General features: G+C 71.2%; 11 protein-coding genes and 1 riboswitch. Of the genes, 6 read left to right on the forward strand and 5 right to left on the reverse strand.

Annotated elements, in window-relative coordinates; genetic code table 11:
* Positions 1 to 50 precede the first annotated feature (50 nt).
* Positions 51 to 2,072 (forward strand): DNA helicase RecQ, encoded by a 2,022-nt coding sequence (gene recQ / locus AB0C62_RS31075; RefSeq protein ID WP_362978847.1) that lies wholly within the window; start codon positions 51 to 53, stop codon positions 2,070 to 2,072.
* 201 nt (positions 2,073 to 2,273) lie between these two features.
* Here the strand turns inward: recQ and fahA are convergent, their stop codons facing one another.
* Entirely contained in the window at positions 2,274 to 3,500 is a 1,227-nt protein-coding gene (fahA, locus tag AB0C62_RS31080; protein WP_362978800.1) for a fumarylacetoacetase, read from the reverse strand.
* A gap of 228 nt (positions 3,501 to 3,728) precedes the next feature.
* Between fahA and AB0C62_RS31085 the strand changes: the two genes are divergently transcribed.
* Together AB0C62_RS31085 and AB0C62_RS31090 are read left to right on the forward strand one after the other, a co-directional pair.
* Complete coding sequence (locus tag AB0C62_RS31085) at positions 3,729 to 4,997, forward strand: ATP-grasp domain-containing protein (protein WP_362978802.1); 1,269 nt, start codon at positions 3,729 to 3,731, stop codon at positions 4,995 to 4,997.
* A 27-nt stretch (positions 4,998 to 5,024) separates the two neighbouring features.
* Positions 5,025 to 6,245 carry an FAD-dependent oxidoreductase gene (locus AB0C62_RS31090; RefSeq protein WP_362978804.1) on the forward strand — a complete coding sequence of 407 codons (1,221 nt, stop codon included), beginning with the start codon at positions 5,025 to 5,027 and terminating at the stop codon, positions 6,243 to 6,245.
* A gap of 36 nt (positions 6,246 to 6,281) precedes the next feature.
* On the opposite strand, the gene AB0C62_RS31095 is transcribed toward AB0C62_RS31090, so the two are convergent.
* Positions 6,282 to 7,280, reverse strand: coding sequence for a hypothetical protein (locus AB0C62_RS31095; RefSeq protein ID WP_362978806.1), 999 nt, complete (start codon positions 7,278 to 7,280; stop codon positions 6,282 to 6,284).
* A 390-nt stretch (positions 7,281 to 7,670) separates the two neighbouring features.
* On the opposite strand from AB0C62_RS31095, the gene AB0C62_RS31100 reads away from it, so the two are divergent.
* Positions 7,671 to 8,480 carry an HAD family hydrolase gene (locus AB0C62_RS31100; RefSeq protein WP_362978808.1) on the forward strand — a complete coding sequence of 270 codons (810 nt, stop codon included), beginning with the start codon at positions 7,671 to 7,673 and terminating at the stop codon, positions 8,478 to 8,480.
* A gap of 261 nt (positions 8,481 to 8,741) precedes the next feature.
* Here the strand turns inward: AB0C62_RS31100 and AB0C62_RS31105 are convergent, their stop codons facing one another.
* The 3 genes from AB0C62_RS31105 to AB0C62_RS31115 form a co-directional block, all read right to left on the reverse strand.
* Entirely contained in the window at positions 8,742 to 9,470 is a 729-nt protein-coding gene (locus AB0C62_RS31105) for a LysM peptidoglycan-binding domain-containing protein (RefSeq protein ID WP_362978810.1), read from the reverse strand.
* Positions 9,471 to 9,474: 4 nt separating this feature from the next.
* A riboswitch (cyclic di-AMP (ydaO/yuaA leader) is annotated at positions 9,475 to 9,635 on the reverse strand.
* Positions 9,636 to 10,112: 477 nt separating this feature from the next.
* Entirely contained in the window at positions 10,113 to 12,110 is a 1,998-nt protein-coding gene (locus AB0C62_RS31110) for a CocE/NonD family hydrolase (RefSeq protein WP_362978812.1), read from the reverse strand.
* A gap of 10 nt (positions 12,111 to 12,120) precedes the next feature.
* Positions 12,121 to 13,617: a peptide MFS transporter gene (locus tag AB0C62_RS31115; protein ID WP_362978814.1), complete on the reverse strand. Its 1,497-nt coding sequence runs from the start codon at positions 13,615 to 13,617 to the stop codon at positions 12,121 to 12,123.
* 333 nt (positions 13,618 to 13,950) lie between these two features.
* On the opposite strand from AB0C62_RS31115, the gene AB0C62_RS31120 reads away from it, so the two are divergent.
* Entirely contained in the window at positions 13,951 to 14,961 is a 1,011-nt protein-coding gene (locus AB0C62_RS31120; protein ID WP_081218804.1) for a polyprenyl synthetase family protein, read from the forward strand.
* Positions 14,962 to 15,271: 310 nt separating this feature from the next.
* A complete protein-coding gene (locus AB0C62_RS31125) occupies positions 15,272 to 16,534 on the forward strand; it encodes a DUF2092 domain-containing protein (RefSeq protein WP_362978816.1) in 1,263 nt (420 codons plus the stop codon).
* The last annotated feature ends 23 nt before the right edge of the window (positions 16,535 to 16,557 follow it).

Genomic DNA, 16,557 nt, shown 5'->3' on the forward strand with positions numbered 1-16,557 from the left:
CCCCTATCGTGGACGCAGTGGTCGAGGCGCGACGTACGGGGGACAGGACGATGGGCGGGACGGGTGTGATGACCGGAGCGGACGCGACGGAGACGCTGGGCGAGAGCGAGGCACTGGCCACCCTCCACCGGGTCTTCGGATACGACGCCTTCCGCGGCGAGCAGGAAGCGATCATCGAGCACGTGGTGGCGGGCGGTGACGCCGTCGTCCTGATGCCGACCGGTGGCGGCAAGTCCCTCTGCTACCAGATCCCGTCCCTGGTCAGACCAGGGACGGGCATCGTGGTCTCGCCGCTCATCGCGCTCATGCAGGACCAGGTGGACGCGCTGCGGGCGCTGGGCGTGCGCGCCGGGTTCATGAACTCCACACAGGACTTCGACGAGCGGCGCGTGGTCGAGGCCGAGTTCCTGGCCGGGGAGCTCGACCTGCTCTACCTCGCCCCGGAGCGGCTGCGCCTGGAGTCCACGCTGGACCTGATCTCCCGAGGCAAGGTCTCCCTCTTCGCGATCGACGAGGCGCACTGTGTCGCGCAGTGGGGCCACGACTTCCGCCCCGACTATCTGGCGCTGTCCCTGCTCGGCGAGCGCTGGCCGGACGTCCCGCGGCTCGCGCTGACGGCCACGGCCACCCGCGCGACGCACAAGGAGATCACCCAGCGCCTGGGCATGCCCGCGGCCCGCCACTTCGAGGCGAGCTTCGACCGCCCCAACATCCAGTACCGGATCGTGCCCAAGGCCGACCCCAAGAAGCAGTTGCTGTCCTTCCTGCGCGAGGAGCACGCGGGCGACGCGGGCATCGTCTACTGCCTCTCGCGCAACTCCGTGGACAAGACGGCGGAGTTCCTCTCGCGCAACGGCATCGAGGCGGTGCCGTACCACGCGGGCCTGGACGCGGGGACGCGCGCCGCGCACCAGTCGCGCTTCCTCCGTGAGGAGGGACTCGTGGTGGTCGCCACGATCGCCTTCGGCATGGGCATCGACAAGCCGGACGTACGGTTCGTCGCCCACCTGGACCTGCCGAAGTCGGTGGAGGGGTACTACCAGGAGACGGGCCGCGCCGGCCGGGACGGACTGCCGTCCACGGCGTGGATGGCGTACGGCCTGCAGGACGTGGTCCAGCAGCGCAAGATGATCCAGGGTTCGGAGGGCGACGAGGCGTTCCGCCGTCGGGCCGCCTCCCATCTGGACGCGATGCTCGCCCTGTGCGAGACGGCGCAGTGCCGGCGTTCCCAGCTCCTCGCCTACTTCGGCCAGGACCCGAACACCCCGGCGTGCGGGAACTGCGACACCTGCCTGACGCCCCCCGAGACCTGGGACGGCACGGTCGCCGCGCAGAAGCTGCTGTCCACCGTGGTGCGCCTGCAGCGTGAGCGGGGACAGAAGTTCGGCGCGGGGCAGATCGTCGACATCCTGCTCGGCCGGCGGACCGCCAAGGTGATCCAGTTCGACCACGACCAGCTGTCCGTCTTCGGCATTGGCGAGGAGCTGGCCGAGGCCGAATGGCGGGGTGTCGCGAGACAGTTGCTGGCCCAGGGCCTGATCGCGGTCGAGGGCGAGTACGGCACGCTGGTGCTGACCGACGCCAGCGGCACCGTGCTGCGGCGCGAGCGGGACGTGCCGCTGCGCAAGGAGCCGCCGAAGCCGGTCGCCTCCCGGTCGTCCGGCTCCAAGGGCGAGCGGAAGGCCAAGGCCGCCGCCGCGGCGGCCGAGCTGCCGGCCGAACTCGTGCCCGCCTTCGAGGCGCTGCGTGCCTGGCGCGGTGAGCAGGCACGCGAGCAGGGCGTCCCGGCGTACGTCATCTTCCACGACGCCACGCTGCGGGAGATCGCCACGGTGTGGCCCACCTCGGTGAAGGACCTGGGCACCATCAGCGGGGTGGGCGAGAAGAAACTCGCCACGTACGGGGAGGGCGTGATCGCGGTGCTGGCCTCGCTGGGCGGCGGCGCACCCGCGGACGCACCTGCACCGGCACCGGCCGCCACGATCTCGGCCCCTGCCACGGCGGCCGACCACGGACCCGACCCGGACTGGCCCGGGCTCGACCAGGAGCCCGAGCCCGAGGACTGGATGTAGCCCGCGACGCCTGGTCGCCGGGCGGCCGCGCCGGATGAGCATGGCGGCAGAGGCATCGGTGAGTGCACCGGCCGGGTTCACCGGCCGAGGCATCGGCGGCTCGGTCCCGGGCCGGTCGTACAGGGGGCCACGGTGGCCAGGGCCCTGGCCACCGTGACACGGACTCCCCGGTGGCGGGACTCCCCGTCGAGGGGCGGCCCGTTACGAGGTGACGGCCGGGGTGATGCGGCCCCGGACCTCGCCCAGGCCGACCCGGGTGCCGCCCGGGCCCGGCGCCCAGGCCGTCAGGGTGACCTCGTCGCCGTCCTCCAGGAACGTGCGCTTGCCGTCGGGGAGTTCGAGGGCGTCGCGGCCGTTCCAGGTGAGTTCGAGCAGGGAGCCGCGCTCCGCGTCGGAGGGGCCGCTGACGGTTCCGGAGCCGTACAGGTCGCCGGTGCGCAGGGAGGCGCCGTTGACCGTCATGTGCGCCAGTTGCTGGGCGGCCGTCCAGTACATGGTGGAGAAGGGCGGCTCGGAGACGACGTGGCCGTTGACGGCCACGGAGATCCGGAGGTCGTAGCCGCCCGGGTCCTCGGAGGCGTCGTCGAGGTAGGGCAGGAGGGGGTGTGTGCGGGCCGGGGGCGCGACACGGGCCTCGTCGAGGGCGTCGAGCGGGGTGATCCAGGCGGACACCGACGTGGCGAAGGACTTGCCGAGGAACGGACCGAGGGGGACGTACTCCCAGGCCTGGAGGTCGCGGGCCGACCAGTCGTTGAGAAGGCAGAGCCCGAAGACGTGGTCGCGGTAGTCGCCGAGTCCCACCGGACGGCCCATCTCGGTGGGCGCGCCGACGACGAAGCCGACCTCCGCCTCGATGTCCAGGCGGATCGACGGGCCGAAGACGGGGGCGGCGTCCGCGGGGGCCTTGCGCTGGCCCGACGGGCGCACGACGTCCGTGCCGGAGACCACGACCGTGCCGGAGCGGCCGTGGTAGCCGATCGGCAGGTGCTTCCAGTTGGGCGTGAGGGAGTCGGCGGCGTCGGGACGGAAGATCTGGCCGACGTTCCGGGCGTGGTTCTCGGAGGCGTAGAAGTCGACGTAGTCCGCGACGGTGAAGGGGAGATGGAGCGTCACCTCGGAGAGGTGATGGAAATGCGGGGCGAGGGCGTCCCGGTGGGCCGGGACCGTCACCCAGGCCGTCAGCGCACGCCGGACGTCGGACCAGGCGGTGCGGCCGGCGGCGAGCAGCGGGTCGAGCGTCGGCTGCGCGAGCAGTCCGGCATACGGGGAGCCGAGCGCACGGGCGGCGGCACCCGCGTCCAGCACATGGTCGCCGAGGCGTACGCCCACGCGGCGCTCGGCGGCCGCCGCGCCGGTCGGGGAGAACACGCCGTACGGGAGGTTGTGCGGGCCGAAGGGATCGCCCTCGGGGACATCGAAGGGGGGCATCGGTAGGTGCCTCGCTTTCGGATTCGTACGCGCCATGTGGTCCATGCGTTCCACGCGTTTCCTGTGGTCGGGGCACACGTTACGGGGGAGTGGGCCCGCAGCGGCAGTGTCTAAAGAGTTTGCAATGTCCGAATTGGCCTTGTCGGACGGGGCAATTCCGGCTTAGCGTCCTTTGGGGGACACGGACGGGGCGGGTCCGGTCCGTAGGGGGGACATGTGGGGGGACCCATGGCCAGGAGTTCCAGCGTGCCGGTCGACGCCGACCGTGAAGTCCCGGGCCTCATAGTCAAGTTCGGTGACTACCCGCTGCACCACGGCGGTGTGGGCGCCATCCGGAGCCTGGGCCGGCTCGGCATACCCATGTACGCCATCACCGAGGACCGGTACACGCCGGCCGCCAGTTCGCGTTATCTGCGGCGCGCGTTCGTGTGGCCGACGACGGGGACGGAGGAACCCGAACAGCTCGTCGAGGGGCTGCTGCGCGTCGGCCGGCGCATCGGCCGCCCCACCGTCCTCGTCCCGACCGACGAGGAGGCCGCGGTGCTGATCGCCGAGCACCAGGACGAACTGGCCGGCCGCTTCCTCTTCCCGCGGGTGGACGCCAAACTGCCGCGTCGGCTCGCCAGCAAACAGGGGCTGCACGAACTGTGCGTGGAACACGGCATCCCCAGCCCCGCCGCGGCCTTCCCGCAGTCGTACGAGGAGATCGAGGCGTTCGCCGAGAAGGCGCGCTTCCCGCTCGTCGCCAAGAACCGCGAGGCCTTCGTGCGCCGCAGCCGGCCGGCGGTGAACGGGACGACCCGGATCGCGACCCGCGAGGGCCTGCTGACCCTCGCCCGGGACTGGGGGCCGCAGCCCGGCGTGATCCTCCAGGAGTACCTGCCGAGGGAGGACGCCGAGGACTGGATCGTGCACGCCTGTTTCGACGCGGACTCGACACCGCTCGCGATGTTCACCGGCGTCAAGGTCCGCTCCTGGCCGCCGCACGCGGGCATGACGGCGAACGCGTACGTCGTCGACAATCCGGAACTCGCGGACATCGCCGCACGTTTCATCAAACAGATCGGCTTCTCCGGAATCATCGACCTCGACCTGCGTTTCGACCGCCGCGACGGTCAGTACAAGCTGCTCGACTTCAACCCGCGCATGGGTGCCCAGTTCCGGCTCTTCGAGAGCGAGTCCGGGATCGATGTCGTCCGTGCCCTGCATCTGAATCTGACCGGCCGCTGTGTTCCGGAGGGGGAACAGCGCGCCGGCCACCGGTACATCGTGGAGAACATCGACCTGCCGGCTCTGCTCGCCTACCGGCGCAGCGGTTACACGACACCGCACGCGCCGGCCCGCGCGAGCGGTACGGAGCTGGCCTGGCTCGCGGGTGACGACCTGCGGCCGTTCTTCACGATGCTCGCGCGCTTCGTGCGGCCGGGCGCGAGGCATCTGTACCAACTGTGGCGGACCAACCGCCGCGGCAGCACCAGCAGTTCCACCGCGAAGTAGGCGTAGTACGTCCTGGGGAGGGACTTCGTGATTCATCCGGTAGCAGTCATCGGCGCGGGGCCGTTCGGACTGTCCACCGCCGCCCATCTGCGGGCGCGGGGCATTCCGGTGCGGGTCTTCGGCGAACCCATGGTGAGCTGGCGTGACCACATGCCCGAGGGGATGCTCCTCAAGTCGACTCCGGCCGCCTCGAACATCGACGCCCCCCAGCAGGGGCACACCCTCGGCGACTACTGCGCGGCGGCGGGGATACCGCGCCTGGTCACGGACGAGGACATCATCCCGGTCGAGACGTTCATCGCGTACGGGGAGTGGTTCCGGCAGAAGCTCGTGCCCGAGCTGGAGCGGGTGCGGGTCGTCTCGGTCGACCGCAGGAGCGGCCGGGACGCGGCCGGGTCCGGTGGATTCGACATCAAGCTGGACTCGGGAGAGTCGTTCACCGCGCGCGCGGTCGTCGTCGCCACGGGGCTGTCCGGGCTGGCCCACCTGCCCGCCGAGCTGGCCGGAGCGGCGGCGGACGGTCCCACGCCCTCCGGCCCGGTCTCGCACAGCTCACAACACCACGACCTGCGCCGGTTCTCCGGCAAGGAGCTGATCGTCGTCGGCGCCGGTCAGTCCGCCCTGGAGACGGCGGCGCTGGCGGCGGAGGCGGGCGCGCAGGTCCGTGTCGTGTCCCGGGGCAAGGGGGCGGTCGACTTCGGGGCGCCTCCGTGGGACCAGCCGAAGCTGCGTCCCGAGTCGCCGTTCGGGCGCGCCTGGTCCCTGTGGGCCCTGAGCTACTACCCGCAGCCCTACCGCTATCTGCCCGCCGAGACCCGGCACTACCTGGTCCGCCGGGTGCTCGGACCCCTCGGTGCCTGGTGGCTCCGGGACCGGTTCGAGGGCAAGGTCGCCGTCCGTGAGGTGCAGCGGATCGTCAGCGCGACGGCCACCGACGGCAAGCCCGTCCTCACGGTGCGGACCCACGGAGGCCGGGTCGAAGAACTCGCCGCCGACCACGTCATGGCGGCGACCGGCTATCGCGTCGACATCGCCGCGATGGACTTCCTCGGGCATGAACTCCGAGCAGGGCTGGCCGCGAGCCGCGGCACGCCGAGGCTGGGCGCCGGATACCGCTCCTCGCTGCCGGGGCTGTACTTCACGGGCCTGCCGGCGGCGTCCTCGTACGGTCCGGTGATGCGCTTCGTGTGCGGCACGGAGTTCGCCTCCCCGCGGCTCGCCAAGCACCTGGCGGCCACGCACGGGTGAGCCACCGGACCGCCCGCCCGCCGGGCAACCCGTCCGTCAGGACTCCTCCTTGAGGGTCCAGGCGCCCGAGTTGTCCGGTGGGGCGGGCCGGACGGTCCACCGGGAGAGGTCGCCGTCCGCCCCCGGGTCGCCCGAGGGCAGCATGCCCCGGGAGTCGGGCTCGAAGTAGAGGTGGTGAGCCCAGAACTCGGGGAGTTCATGACCGAGGAGATCCTCGCCCAGGGGCGCGAGATCCTCCGCCACGTGCCGTTCGTTGACGCGCGCGACCGCCTCCGCGCGGGAGACACCGAAGCAGGTCACGAGCACGTCCGCCATCTCGCGGAAGTAGTCGAGCCACTCCGCGTCCAGGTCGATCAGGAACTCCTCGGTCCTCGGGGCGTTCTCGAAGGCCGCCGCCGTCTGCCAGACCATGAAGTCCTCGATCACGCCGGGTGGGTTGGCGGCTCGGGTGGCCTTGAGTTCCCAGCCCGGGCTGTCCATGTCGAAGACGACGACCGGCAGGGCGCGGCCGAAGACGTCCGTGAGGGTTCCGTCGGCGTGGAGGCGCCGGGCGAGGTCGACGCAGTCGGCGTGGAACTGGAGCCGCAGCATCTCGGACGCCAACTCCAGCTCGTCCTCCGGGAGGTCCATGCCGAGGAAGTCGTGGTCACCCTCGAACCAGATCCCCTGCTCCTTGGCCGCGTCCACGAACAGGGGTCCTCCGACGGGGTCTTCGGGGACGTTGCCCAGCGTCTCGAAGCCGTCGAGCAGCCAGAGGGCGTAGTTCCACCGCGCCTCGCCCGGGTCCCGCGGGTGGGTCTCCCTCGCGTACTGGGTCTCGGTGTTGTACCCGATGGCCACGTACGGGTGGCGTTCGTCGCCGTCGAGGCGCCAGATGCGGAAGGACAGCGCGTAGATCTCGGGCCGCAGGGCTTCCGGGAAGCGGCGGACGACGGCTGCGGCGGCGGTGCGCAGGTGGTGCCGGAAGCGGTCCCCCGCGGGGGCGGCGTCGTGGCGCGCGTGCGCGGGTCGTCGTTCGGTGGGTTCGGAGGTCATGGATCTCCCCGGATTCTCGATGACGGTTCCCCGCCTGTGATTTCTGGCGTCCCGGCCGTGGCGAGCGCCCCGCGGTGTCGGCCTCGCCGGCTCGACCCCGACCCCGGCCCGGCCCGGCCCGGCCCGGCCCGGCCCGACCCGGCCCGACCCGGTGTCGGCCTCGGTGTCGCCGTCGGCGACGCCGGTGATCGTAGCCCGGGAGCAGGGGTGTTGAGCCGTTGTGATCGGTCCTGCACGGGAAAGTCCGACTGGGCGGAACCGAGCCCTGCGTGATCCCAACCGGTCGCAACGCGCCTGCCACCGTACGGTGAACGGCGTTGCTGACGGGATACCGGACGTCGTCCGGTTCACGCCGGGCCGATGTGTCGTTCGATCCGTATTCTTCGGATCATGGCCGCTCCGACTGCATATTCACTCATCGCCACTGACCTGGACGGAACGCTGCTGCGCGGCGACGACACGCTCTCCGACCGGTCGCGGGCCGCGTTGGCGAAGGTGACCGCGTCGGGCGCCCAGCACCTGGTGGTGACGGGCCGTCCCGCACCGCGCGTTCGACCCCTGCTCGACGAACTCGGCGGTGAGGGGCTGGCGGTGTGCGGTCAGGGGGCTCAGCTGTACGACGCGGGGACGGACCGGCTGCTGTGGTCGGTGACCCTGGACAGGGAGTTGGCGGAGACGGCCCTCGGAAAGATCGAGGCGGAGGTCGGCCTGCTGTACGCGGCGGTGGACCAGGACGGCGTGGACGGGCTGACGCTCATCGAGCCGGGCTATGTGATGCCGCACCCCACGCTTCCGGCGGTGCGGGTGCGCCGGCGGGACGACCTGTGGGCGCTGCCGATCAGCAAGGTGCTGCTCCGCCACCCGTCGATGTCCGACGACGAGCTGGCGTCGGCGGCGCGGGGAGTGGTCGGTTCATTGGCGACGGTCACCATGTCGGGGCCCGGGACCGTCGAACTCCAGCCATGCGGGGTGACCAAGGCCACCGGCCTCGCGCTCGCCGCGAAGCACCTCGGTCTCACGCCGTCGGCGACGCTGGCCTTCGGGGACATGCCCAACGACATCCCGATGTTCGACTGGGCCGCCCACGGGGTCGCGATGGCCAACGCCCATCCGGAACTGAAGGCGGTGGCGGACGAGGTCACCCTCTCGAACGAGGACGACGGGATCGCGGTCGTCCTGGAACGGATCTTCGGGTTCTAGGGCGTCTCCGCGACGTCGCGGCGCCGGCCCGAAGAGCGGGCCGGGCGATGCCCGGTCCCGGGAGACGAGCCGGCCCGGGGCGTCCGCCGATGCCCCGGGCCGTGCCCTTCGTACTTCTGGTGGGGACCGCCCCGCACACCCGGTCCGTCACCGTCCCGCGGGCCCGGTCGTTCACCGCCGACAGGCCGGTACGTCACCACCGGCGGACCCGAGGGTGCCGCCGGCCGGTGTCGTGCGAGAGGCGCGGGTGCGCCGGTGCGATCAGTAGGCGCCGTTGACGTTGTCGATCGAGCCGTACTTGTCGGCGGCGTAGTTGCAGGCGGCCGTGATGTTGGCGACCGGGTCGTAGGGGTCCATCGACGTGCCGGCCACGTGGTAGGCCTGGAACGTGGGGTCGATGACCTGCAGGAGCCCCTTCGAGGGGGTGCCCGCGACCGCGTTGGAGTCCCAGTTGTTGATGGCCTGGGGGTTGCCGGAGGACTCGCGCATCACGTTGCGGTAGATGCCGTCGTAGCTGCCCGGAATGCCCGCCTTGCCCATGATGTCCAGGGACTGCTTGATCCAGCCGTCCAGGTTGTTGGCGTACGTGGTGGCGGACGCCTGGGTGGCGGTGGTCTTGGCGGCCGTGGTCGCCTTCGCCGGAGCCTTCAGGGTCTTCGTGCCGACGGTCAGCGTCAGGCCCGTGCGGAGGTGGGCGGGGTTGTCGCCGATGACGGCGCGGTTCGCCGCGTACAGCTTCTGCCAGCCGCCGCTCGACGGATACTTCTTCGCGATCTTGGTCAGGGTGTCGCCGGCCACCACCTTGTAGGTGACGAGCTGGACGTTCGGGACGACCGCGGTCTGGGCGGTCTTCGCGACCTGGGGGGTCGCGGCGTGGGCGCCGGTCGCGCTCATGAGCGGGAGGGCGAGGGCGAGGGCGCCCGTTCCGGCGGCGATCATTCCGCGGGTGATGAAGGTGGTTCGGGCGTGACGGTGCGTGCCTGCGGGCATGACGAAATGTCCTCTCCGACGCCTGCGAGGTGAGCTGTCGGGTTCGGGCGGGAGATGCCCGGTCGCGCTTTTGGGCGCGGCTTCACCCCAAGCCGGTCCGGTCTCCCGGATCGGCGGCTTACCTGTGGTTCCCCCGCTCCTGCCGTGCGTGGGTGGGTGGGTTGCCGGGCGACGGCAGGATTAGGCGATCCGCCCGGTGCGACGAGAACGTATGCGACTGCACATGTCGGGAACAAGGCCTGATGTGGCGGTGAAGATCGCTTTTGCCTGTTTAGGGCGAGGGTGATACGTCCGATTACGCCGGAATTGAATCCTCAACTTGCCTTTGGCAAAGGGGTTGGCAAGGAGTGGGCGAAGGGTGATCCACTGACTCCCGCGTGACCCAACTCACGCGCTCGGGGGTCACCAAGGCGGCATGCCGGGCAAGTCGGGCATTACGCCACCACTCTTCGGTGCGCGGGGAGTTCCCGGACGCCCGCCGCGTGCGGGACGGGCGGGGCGCCGGAATGCGGGGTCGGAGCGGGCGCCTGTGAAAGAGGCGGCGTGGGGGCGGAGTTGACGGCTTCCGGACGGATGCCGGACGTGCGCCGGGCGGACGCCGGGTGGGGGCGGCCGGTGAACTGCCGTCCCCGCCGGGCCTTTTCAGCCCGCGGTGCGCGGGATGCGCTTCTCCCAGGTCCGGTGGAAGACGACCTCGTCGCCGTCCCGGCAGACGACCTCGTTGGACGTGATGAAGTCCTGCGCGTCGCAGGTGATGGCCGACGTCGTCTCGACGCGGGCGTCCCAGGGCAGGTCGGGGCGGTGCAGCCGGACCGACCAGGTGGACCGGGCGCGGGCGGACAGCGGGTCCGACTCGTCGATCGTGTACGTCTCCCGCGCGTCCTCCGTGAACTCCAGACCGTCGGGATACACGTGGGTGCCGCCGTAGCGGGGGTCCACGTCGAGCCGCCAGGTGCCCGCGGCCACGTCACGCAGGACCAGGCGCTCCGGGCGGGGCTCGTCGAGCGTCACCGGGACCACCACGCCGAGTGGCTCGGCCTCCTCCGCCTCCTCGAAGGTGATGGAGGGGTCCGACTCCCGTGCCCGCACGGGGAGTTCCAGGCTGCTGCCGTCCGGGTCCAGCGTGAAACCGGCCTCGGAGCCGGGCTGCGGCCAGACCCAGGGCCAGTACGCCGAGGAGACGCTCAGGCGGATGCGGTGGCCCGGGGGGAACGCGTAGCCGATGCCGTTCAGCTCGAACTCCACGTCCTCCGTGGTGCCCGGCTCCCAGGGAACCGCCTGGTCACGGCCCCGACGTGCCGACAGGTTGAGGACACCCCGGGTGACGAGCGTGGAGGCGCCGTCGGGGGTCACGTCGCACAGCCGGGCGATCACCTGGCCCCGGGAGGACGCCGACGTCAGCCGCAGCCGGACCCGGGGCCGACCCAACACCCACGTCTCCTCCGGCACTTCGAACTCGAAGCAGACCGACCGTGCGTCCTCCTCGCGCTGGTCCGGCGGCAGGTCCGCGTCGTTCCCGAACGGGAAGAAGCGGCCCGCGTCGACCCCCGTGTGCTGCGGTGAGCGCACCAGGCGCGGGGCGCCCTGGAACGCGTACGGGACAGGGGTGACCGACGGCGAGGGCCACGCCGGGTCGCCGACCCAGCGGCCCGGCAGCTCCTCGTACACCGTCGCCGGGGGATGCGCGTCCATCACGTAGGAGCGCAGGAGGGGCACGGCGAGCGCGCCCGAGTCCTCGTCCTTGAGCCAGTGGTCCCACCAGCGGAGCGTCTCCTGGAGGAAGCCGATCGCCGGGCCCGGCGGCAGGCCCCGGTCGGGGTACTGGTGGGACCAGGGGCCGATGAGACCGCGTACGCGGTCCGGCGGCAGGTTCTCGACCAGGCGCAGCACCGTGTCGCGGTACGGGTCGTGCCAGCCGCCGACCGCGAGGACCGCCGCACGGATCGCGCCGTAGTCCTCGCATGCGCTGCCGTGCCGCCAGTAGGCGTCCCGGGTCTGGTGCGCCAGCCAGGTGTGGACGAACGGGTCGACCGCCTCCAGCCGCTCGGTCCACATGTCGCGCCACATCACCTCGCCGACGTGCACCGGGTCCGGCGGGCGGGCGACGAAGGCGAGCATGGTGGCCGCCCAGGCGTGCATGTCGACGGCGAGGACGGAACCACCCGTGTAGTGCACGTCGTTGTCATAGCGGTCGTCCGTCGAGCAGACCGTGACGACCGCCTTGAGCGGCTCGGGCGCGAGGGCCGCGATCTGGAGGGAGTTGAAGCCGCCCCAGGAGATCCCGAACATGCCGACCCGGCCGGTGCACCACGGCTGGGAGGCCAGCCACTCCACCACGGCGACCCCGTCGGCCAGCTCGGTCTCGGAGTACTCGTCGCCCGGCATGCCCTCCGAGTTGCCGTGGCCCCGCACGTCGACGCGGACCGAGGCGTAGCCGTGCCCGGCGTACCAGGGATGGCGCTGCCAGTCGCGCGGTGCCGTCCAGTCGGTCAGCCGGTACGGGAGGTACTCCAGGAGCGCCGGTACGGACTCCTCCGTCACCGGGCGCCAGATCCGGGCGTACAGCCGGGTGCCGTCCGGGAGGGGGACGAGGACGTCCTCGTGAACGGTCTCGTAGGGGAAGGACGTACGGATACGCATGCGGGTCACCTCAGTGGACGGGATGCATCGTGCGGCGGAGCCAGGGGGCGAGGGCCATCACGGCCAGGCCCGCGGCCACCGCGATCGCGCCGTTGACGCCGAAGTAGGCGGGCTTGGAGACGTCGTCGTAGAGCTTCACCGTCTGGGCCTGGATGCCGTTGGCGAGCGCGAGCGACAGGAACCAGAGGGACATGGTCTGACTGGAGAAGGCGGCGGGGGCGAGCTTGGTGGTCGCCGACAAGCCGGACGTCTCCAGGAGGACGTCACCGAGGCCGAGCAGCAGGTAGGAGCCGACGATCCACCAGACCGACATCAGGTAGTCGTCCCCGCTGTGGCCGGAGGTCGGCAGCACGATGAGCAGGAACGACAGACCGCCGAGCACGACCCCGAGGGCGATCTTGTTCGAGGCGTGCGGCTGGCGGCTGCCCATCCGCATCCAGACGGCGGCGACCACCGGCGCGAGGGCGACCTCGAAGGCGCCCAGCGCGGAGGCGTACCAGCCGGCCGGGAAGTCGAAGCCGAAGATGGTCGACTCGGCGTTCGACGAGGCCAGCAGGATCATCGTCGAGTACGCCTGGAAGAGGATGAAGTTGAAGACGGTCGAGGCGAGGAAGAGGACCACGTAGGGGCGCAGCCTGCCGCGTTCCTCGGACGTCACCCGGGGGCTGGTGAACATCACCCAGAAATAGACGACGGGCAGGATCACCGAGATGACGGTCAGCAGGTCGACGAAGCGGTCCATGGTCAGCCAGCCGACGGAGGCGAGGAGGACGGCGAGGACCGCGACGGCCAGCAGTCCGAGGACGATCCCGCGGACGGCGCGGCGCATGGCGTCCGGCGCGAGGGCGAATTCCGCCGCCCGGGTGCGCCCGGCCAGGTGACGGCGGCCCGCCACGTACTGGATCAGGCCGAACGTCATGCCGACCGCCGCCGCCGAGAAGCCCCAGTGCCAGCCCTCGTGGTCGCCGAGCCAGGCGGTGATGAGGGGGCCGGCGAAGGCGCCGATGTTGATCGCCATGTAGTAGAGGGCGAAACCGGCGTCGCGGCGCTCGTCGTCGGTCCGGTAGAGCTTGCCGACCATGGTGGCGACGTTCGGCTTGAGCAGGCCGGTTCCCGCGCTGATCAGGCCGAGGCCCGCCCAGGTCGCGGCGGCCGTCGGGATCGCCATGGCGTAGTGGCCGCAGGCGATCAGGATGCCGCCCCACAGGACCGCGCGGTACGCGCCGAGCATCCGGTCGGCGAGCCAGCCGCCGGCGACGGAGACCAGGTAGACGAGCGTTCCGTAGGCCGCCGACACCGAGGCCGCGGTGCCCGGCGCCATGCCGAGCCCGCCGTGTGCCACGGTGTCGGCGAAGTAGAGGACCAGGATCGCCTGCATGCCGAGGAACGAGAAGCGCTCCCAGACCTCCAGGCCGGAGAGCGTCAGGAGCCCCCTCGGCTGGCCGAAGAAGGCGGTGTCGTCGGCCGGGGGCGGGCCGGGTTCGGCTTCCACGGAGCTACGGGACACTGGCACCCTCTTCCGCGTACCTCGGTACATGTCTGCGTATGTCAGCTCATATCAACTGATCATGAACATACCGTCGGCTCTCGGATACTGCCCGGGAGTAGGGGTACTCGCAGAGCGAGGCACACGGGTGTGTTGCGTGTGCCCTACAGGTGTCATCCCGTGTACCTCCTGGCGGAACCGACTCGGCCGGGGGACGGTGGGCGCTCGTGGTGATCGAAACGTGACCGGATACGCTGACTTGAGTGATGGCAGCGACACATCGACAAACCGTGTCATCGACCGAATGATCGACCGAGTTCGCCATGTGATCGTCAGCAGACAGGAGAACCTCTCGTGACCGTCGTCGGGCCGTTCGGGCTGAGCGTGCGGGACCAGGCTCTCGAAGCCGATGTCCAGGCCGGATTGGCGGCTGTCGAGGAGGGTTTGCTCGAAGCCACCAAGAGCGAGGTCCCCTTCATCACGGAAGCCGCCCAGCATCTCGTGCGTGCCGGGGGGAAGCGGTTCAGGCCGCTGCTCGTGATGCTCGCCGCCCAGTTCGGTGATCCCTACGCGCCGGGTGTCGTGCCCTCGGCCGTGGTTGTCGAGCTGACCCATCTCGCCACGCTGTACCACGACGACGTGATGGACGAGGCCGAGGTCAGGCGCGGTGTCGACAGCGCGAACGCCCGCTGGGGCAACTCGGTGGCCGTCCTCACCGGAGACTTCCTCTTCGCCCGCGCCTCGTACATCCTGGCCGACCTCGGGCCCGACGCGGTCCGTATCCAGGCCGAGGCGTTCGAGCGGCTGGTGACCGGCCAGATCCTGGAGACCGCGGGACCGCGCGACGGCCGGGACCCGGTCGATCACTACCTCGACGTGCTGAGCGGCAAGACCGGCTCGCTGGTCGCTGTCGCGTGCCGCTTCGGGGCGATGATGTCGGGCGCCGACGAGACGGTCGTCGACGTGCTGACGCAGTACGGCGAGCGCCTCGGCGTCGCCTTCCAGCTCGCGGACGACGTCCTCGACATCGCCTCCGAGTCGCACGAGTCGGGCAAGACCCCGGGGACCGACCTGCGCGAGGGCATCCCCACGCTGCCGGTGCTGCGGCTGCGGGAGCGCGCGGAGCGGCTGGGCCTCGCCGAGGACATCGCGCTGTGCGAGCTGCTGGACTCCGACCTGACGGACGACGCGCGGCACGCGGAGGCGCTGACCCGGCTGCGGGAGCACCCCGCGCTGGAGCAGGCCCGCCGCGACACGGTGCGGTACGCGGAGGACGCGCGCTCCGCGCTGGCCCCGCTGCCCGAGTGCGACGCCAAGGCCGCCCTGGTCGAGCTGGCGGACGCCGTGGTGCACCGGGCCGGCTGAGCCGCCCACCGGCCTGTTTCCCGAGCTGACAAGGGCGTTCCCGGCGGTCCTGCCGGGGCCGCCGACGACCCGCCGTGCGAAGAGGGCGGCGCCTGCCCCGGTACGACCCCTACGGGTCGGGGCAGGCGCCGCCCTCTCGTGTCATACCGCAGGACTACGCGGAGTTGATTCCGCGGGCTGACGCTTCCATCGCGCCGATTTGGTCATATGGAGAACACCACTCCTCACCGGTTCGGGTGAGAATGGCGGCTCAGGGGTGGAGCAGGGACAGGACCACAGAGCCGCCGCCGACGACGGAGGTAAGGCACACATGGCACCGTACGAAACCGACGACAGCGCGAAGGCCGACGACGAGGCCGACGACGTGCGCTCCGGGCGACACAGGGCCGCGCGGTACGTCGTTCCGGTCGCGGTGGTGGGGGTGGCGGCGGCGACCATCGGGCTCGTCCCCGCACTCGCCTCGTCCGGAGACCCCGACCTGCCGAAGGTCACCGCGCAGCAACTCATCGAGAAGATCGCCAAGTCCGACGTCCAGCAGCTGTCCGGCACGGTCAAGATCACCACCGACCTGGGACTGCCCGACCTGGGCGGCCTGGCGAGCGGCTTCGCGTCCGGCGCCGTCAAGGGCGACGGCGGCTCCACCGCCGACCCGCAGTCCAAGCTCATGGAGCTGGCCTCCGGCACGCACACGCTGCGCGTCGCCGCCGACGGCCCCGACAAGGGCAAGGTCTCCCTCCTCGACAACGCCGCCGAGTACAGCGTCATCCACAACGGCAAGGACGTGTGGGGGTACGACAGCAAGTCGAACGAGGTCTACCACGCGACCGCCCCCGAGTCCGCGGACGTGAAGGGCAAGGCGCCGCACGACGTCCCGGCCACGCCGAAGGACCTCGCCGACGAGGCCCTCAAGTCCGTGGACGACACGACGTCCGTGACGGTCGACGGCACCGCGCAGGTCGCGGGCCGCGACGCGTACAAGCTGGTCGTCAAGCCCCGGCAGTCCGGCTCCACGGTCGGCGCGATCAGCATCGCGGTGGACGCGAAGACCGGGCTGCCGCTGAAGTTCACGCTGACCCCGGCGAGCGGTGGCGCGGCCGTCGTGGACGCGGGCTTCACCAAGGTCGACTTCTCCCGGCCGGCCGCGTCGACCTTCGCCTTCACCCCGCCGAAGGGCGCGAAGGTCACCGAGGGCGACGACCACAAGGGTGCCGGGAAGACGCGGCACCAGGGTCCGGACAAGGCGTTCCGCCAGGGCGACAAGACGCTCCCCAAGGGCGACAAGGACCTGGCCGAGGGCCGCGACGGAGTGAAGACCATCGGCAAGGGCTGGAGCACCATCGCGGAGTTCGACACGGGCGGCCAGGGTGTGCCGTCCGGCGCGAAGGGCTCGTCCGGCAACAGCGACGTCGACGGTTTCCTGAACTCGCTGGGCGACCACGTCACCGGAAAGTTCGGCTCGGGCACGGTCTTCTCCACCCGCCTGGTCAACGCGCTGATCACGGACGACGGCAAGGTGTACGCCGGTGCCGTCACCAAGGCCGCGCTGGTGAAGGCGGCCGACGCGGCCCACTGAGTCCCGCAGGCACGCCGAACCGA

Source organism: Streptomyces sp. NPDC048643 (assembly GCF_040650615.1).
Classification (GTDB): Bacteria; Actinomycetota; Actinomycetes; order Streptomycetales; family Streptomycetaceae; genus Streptomyces.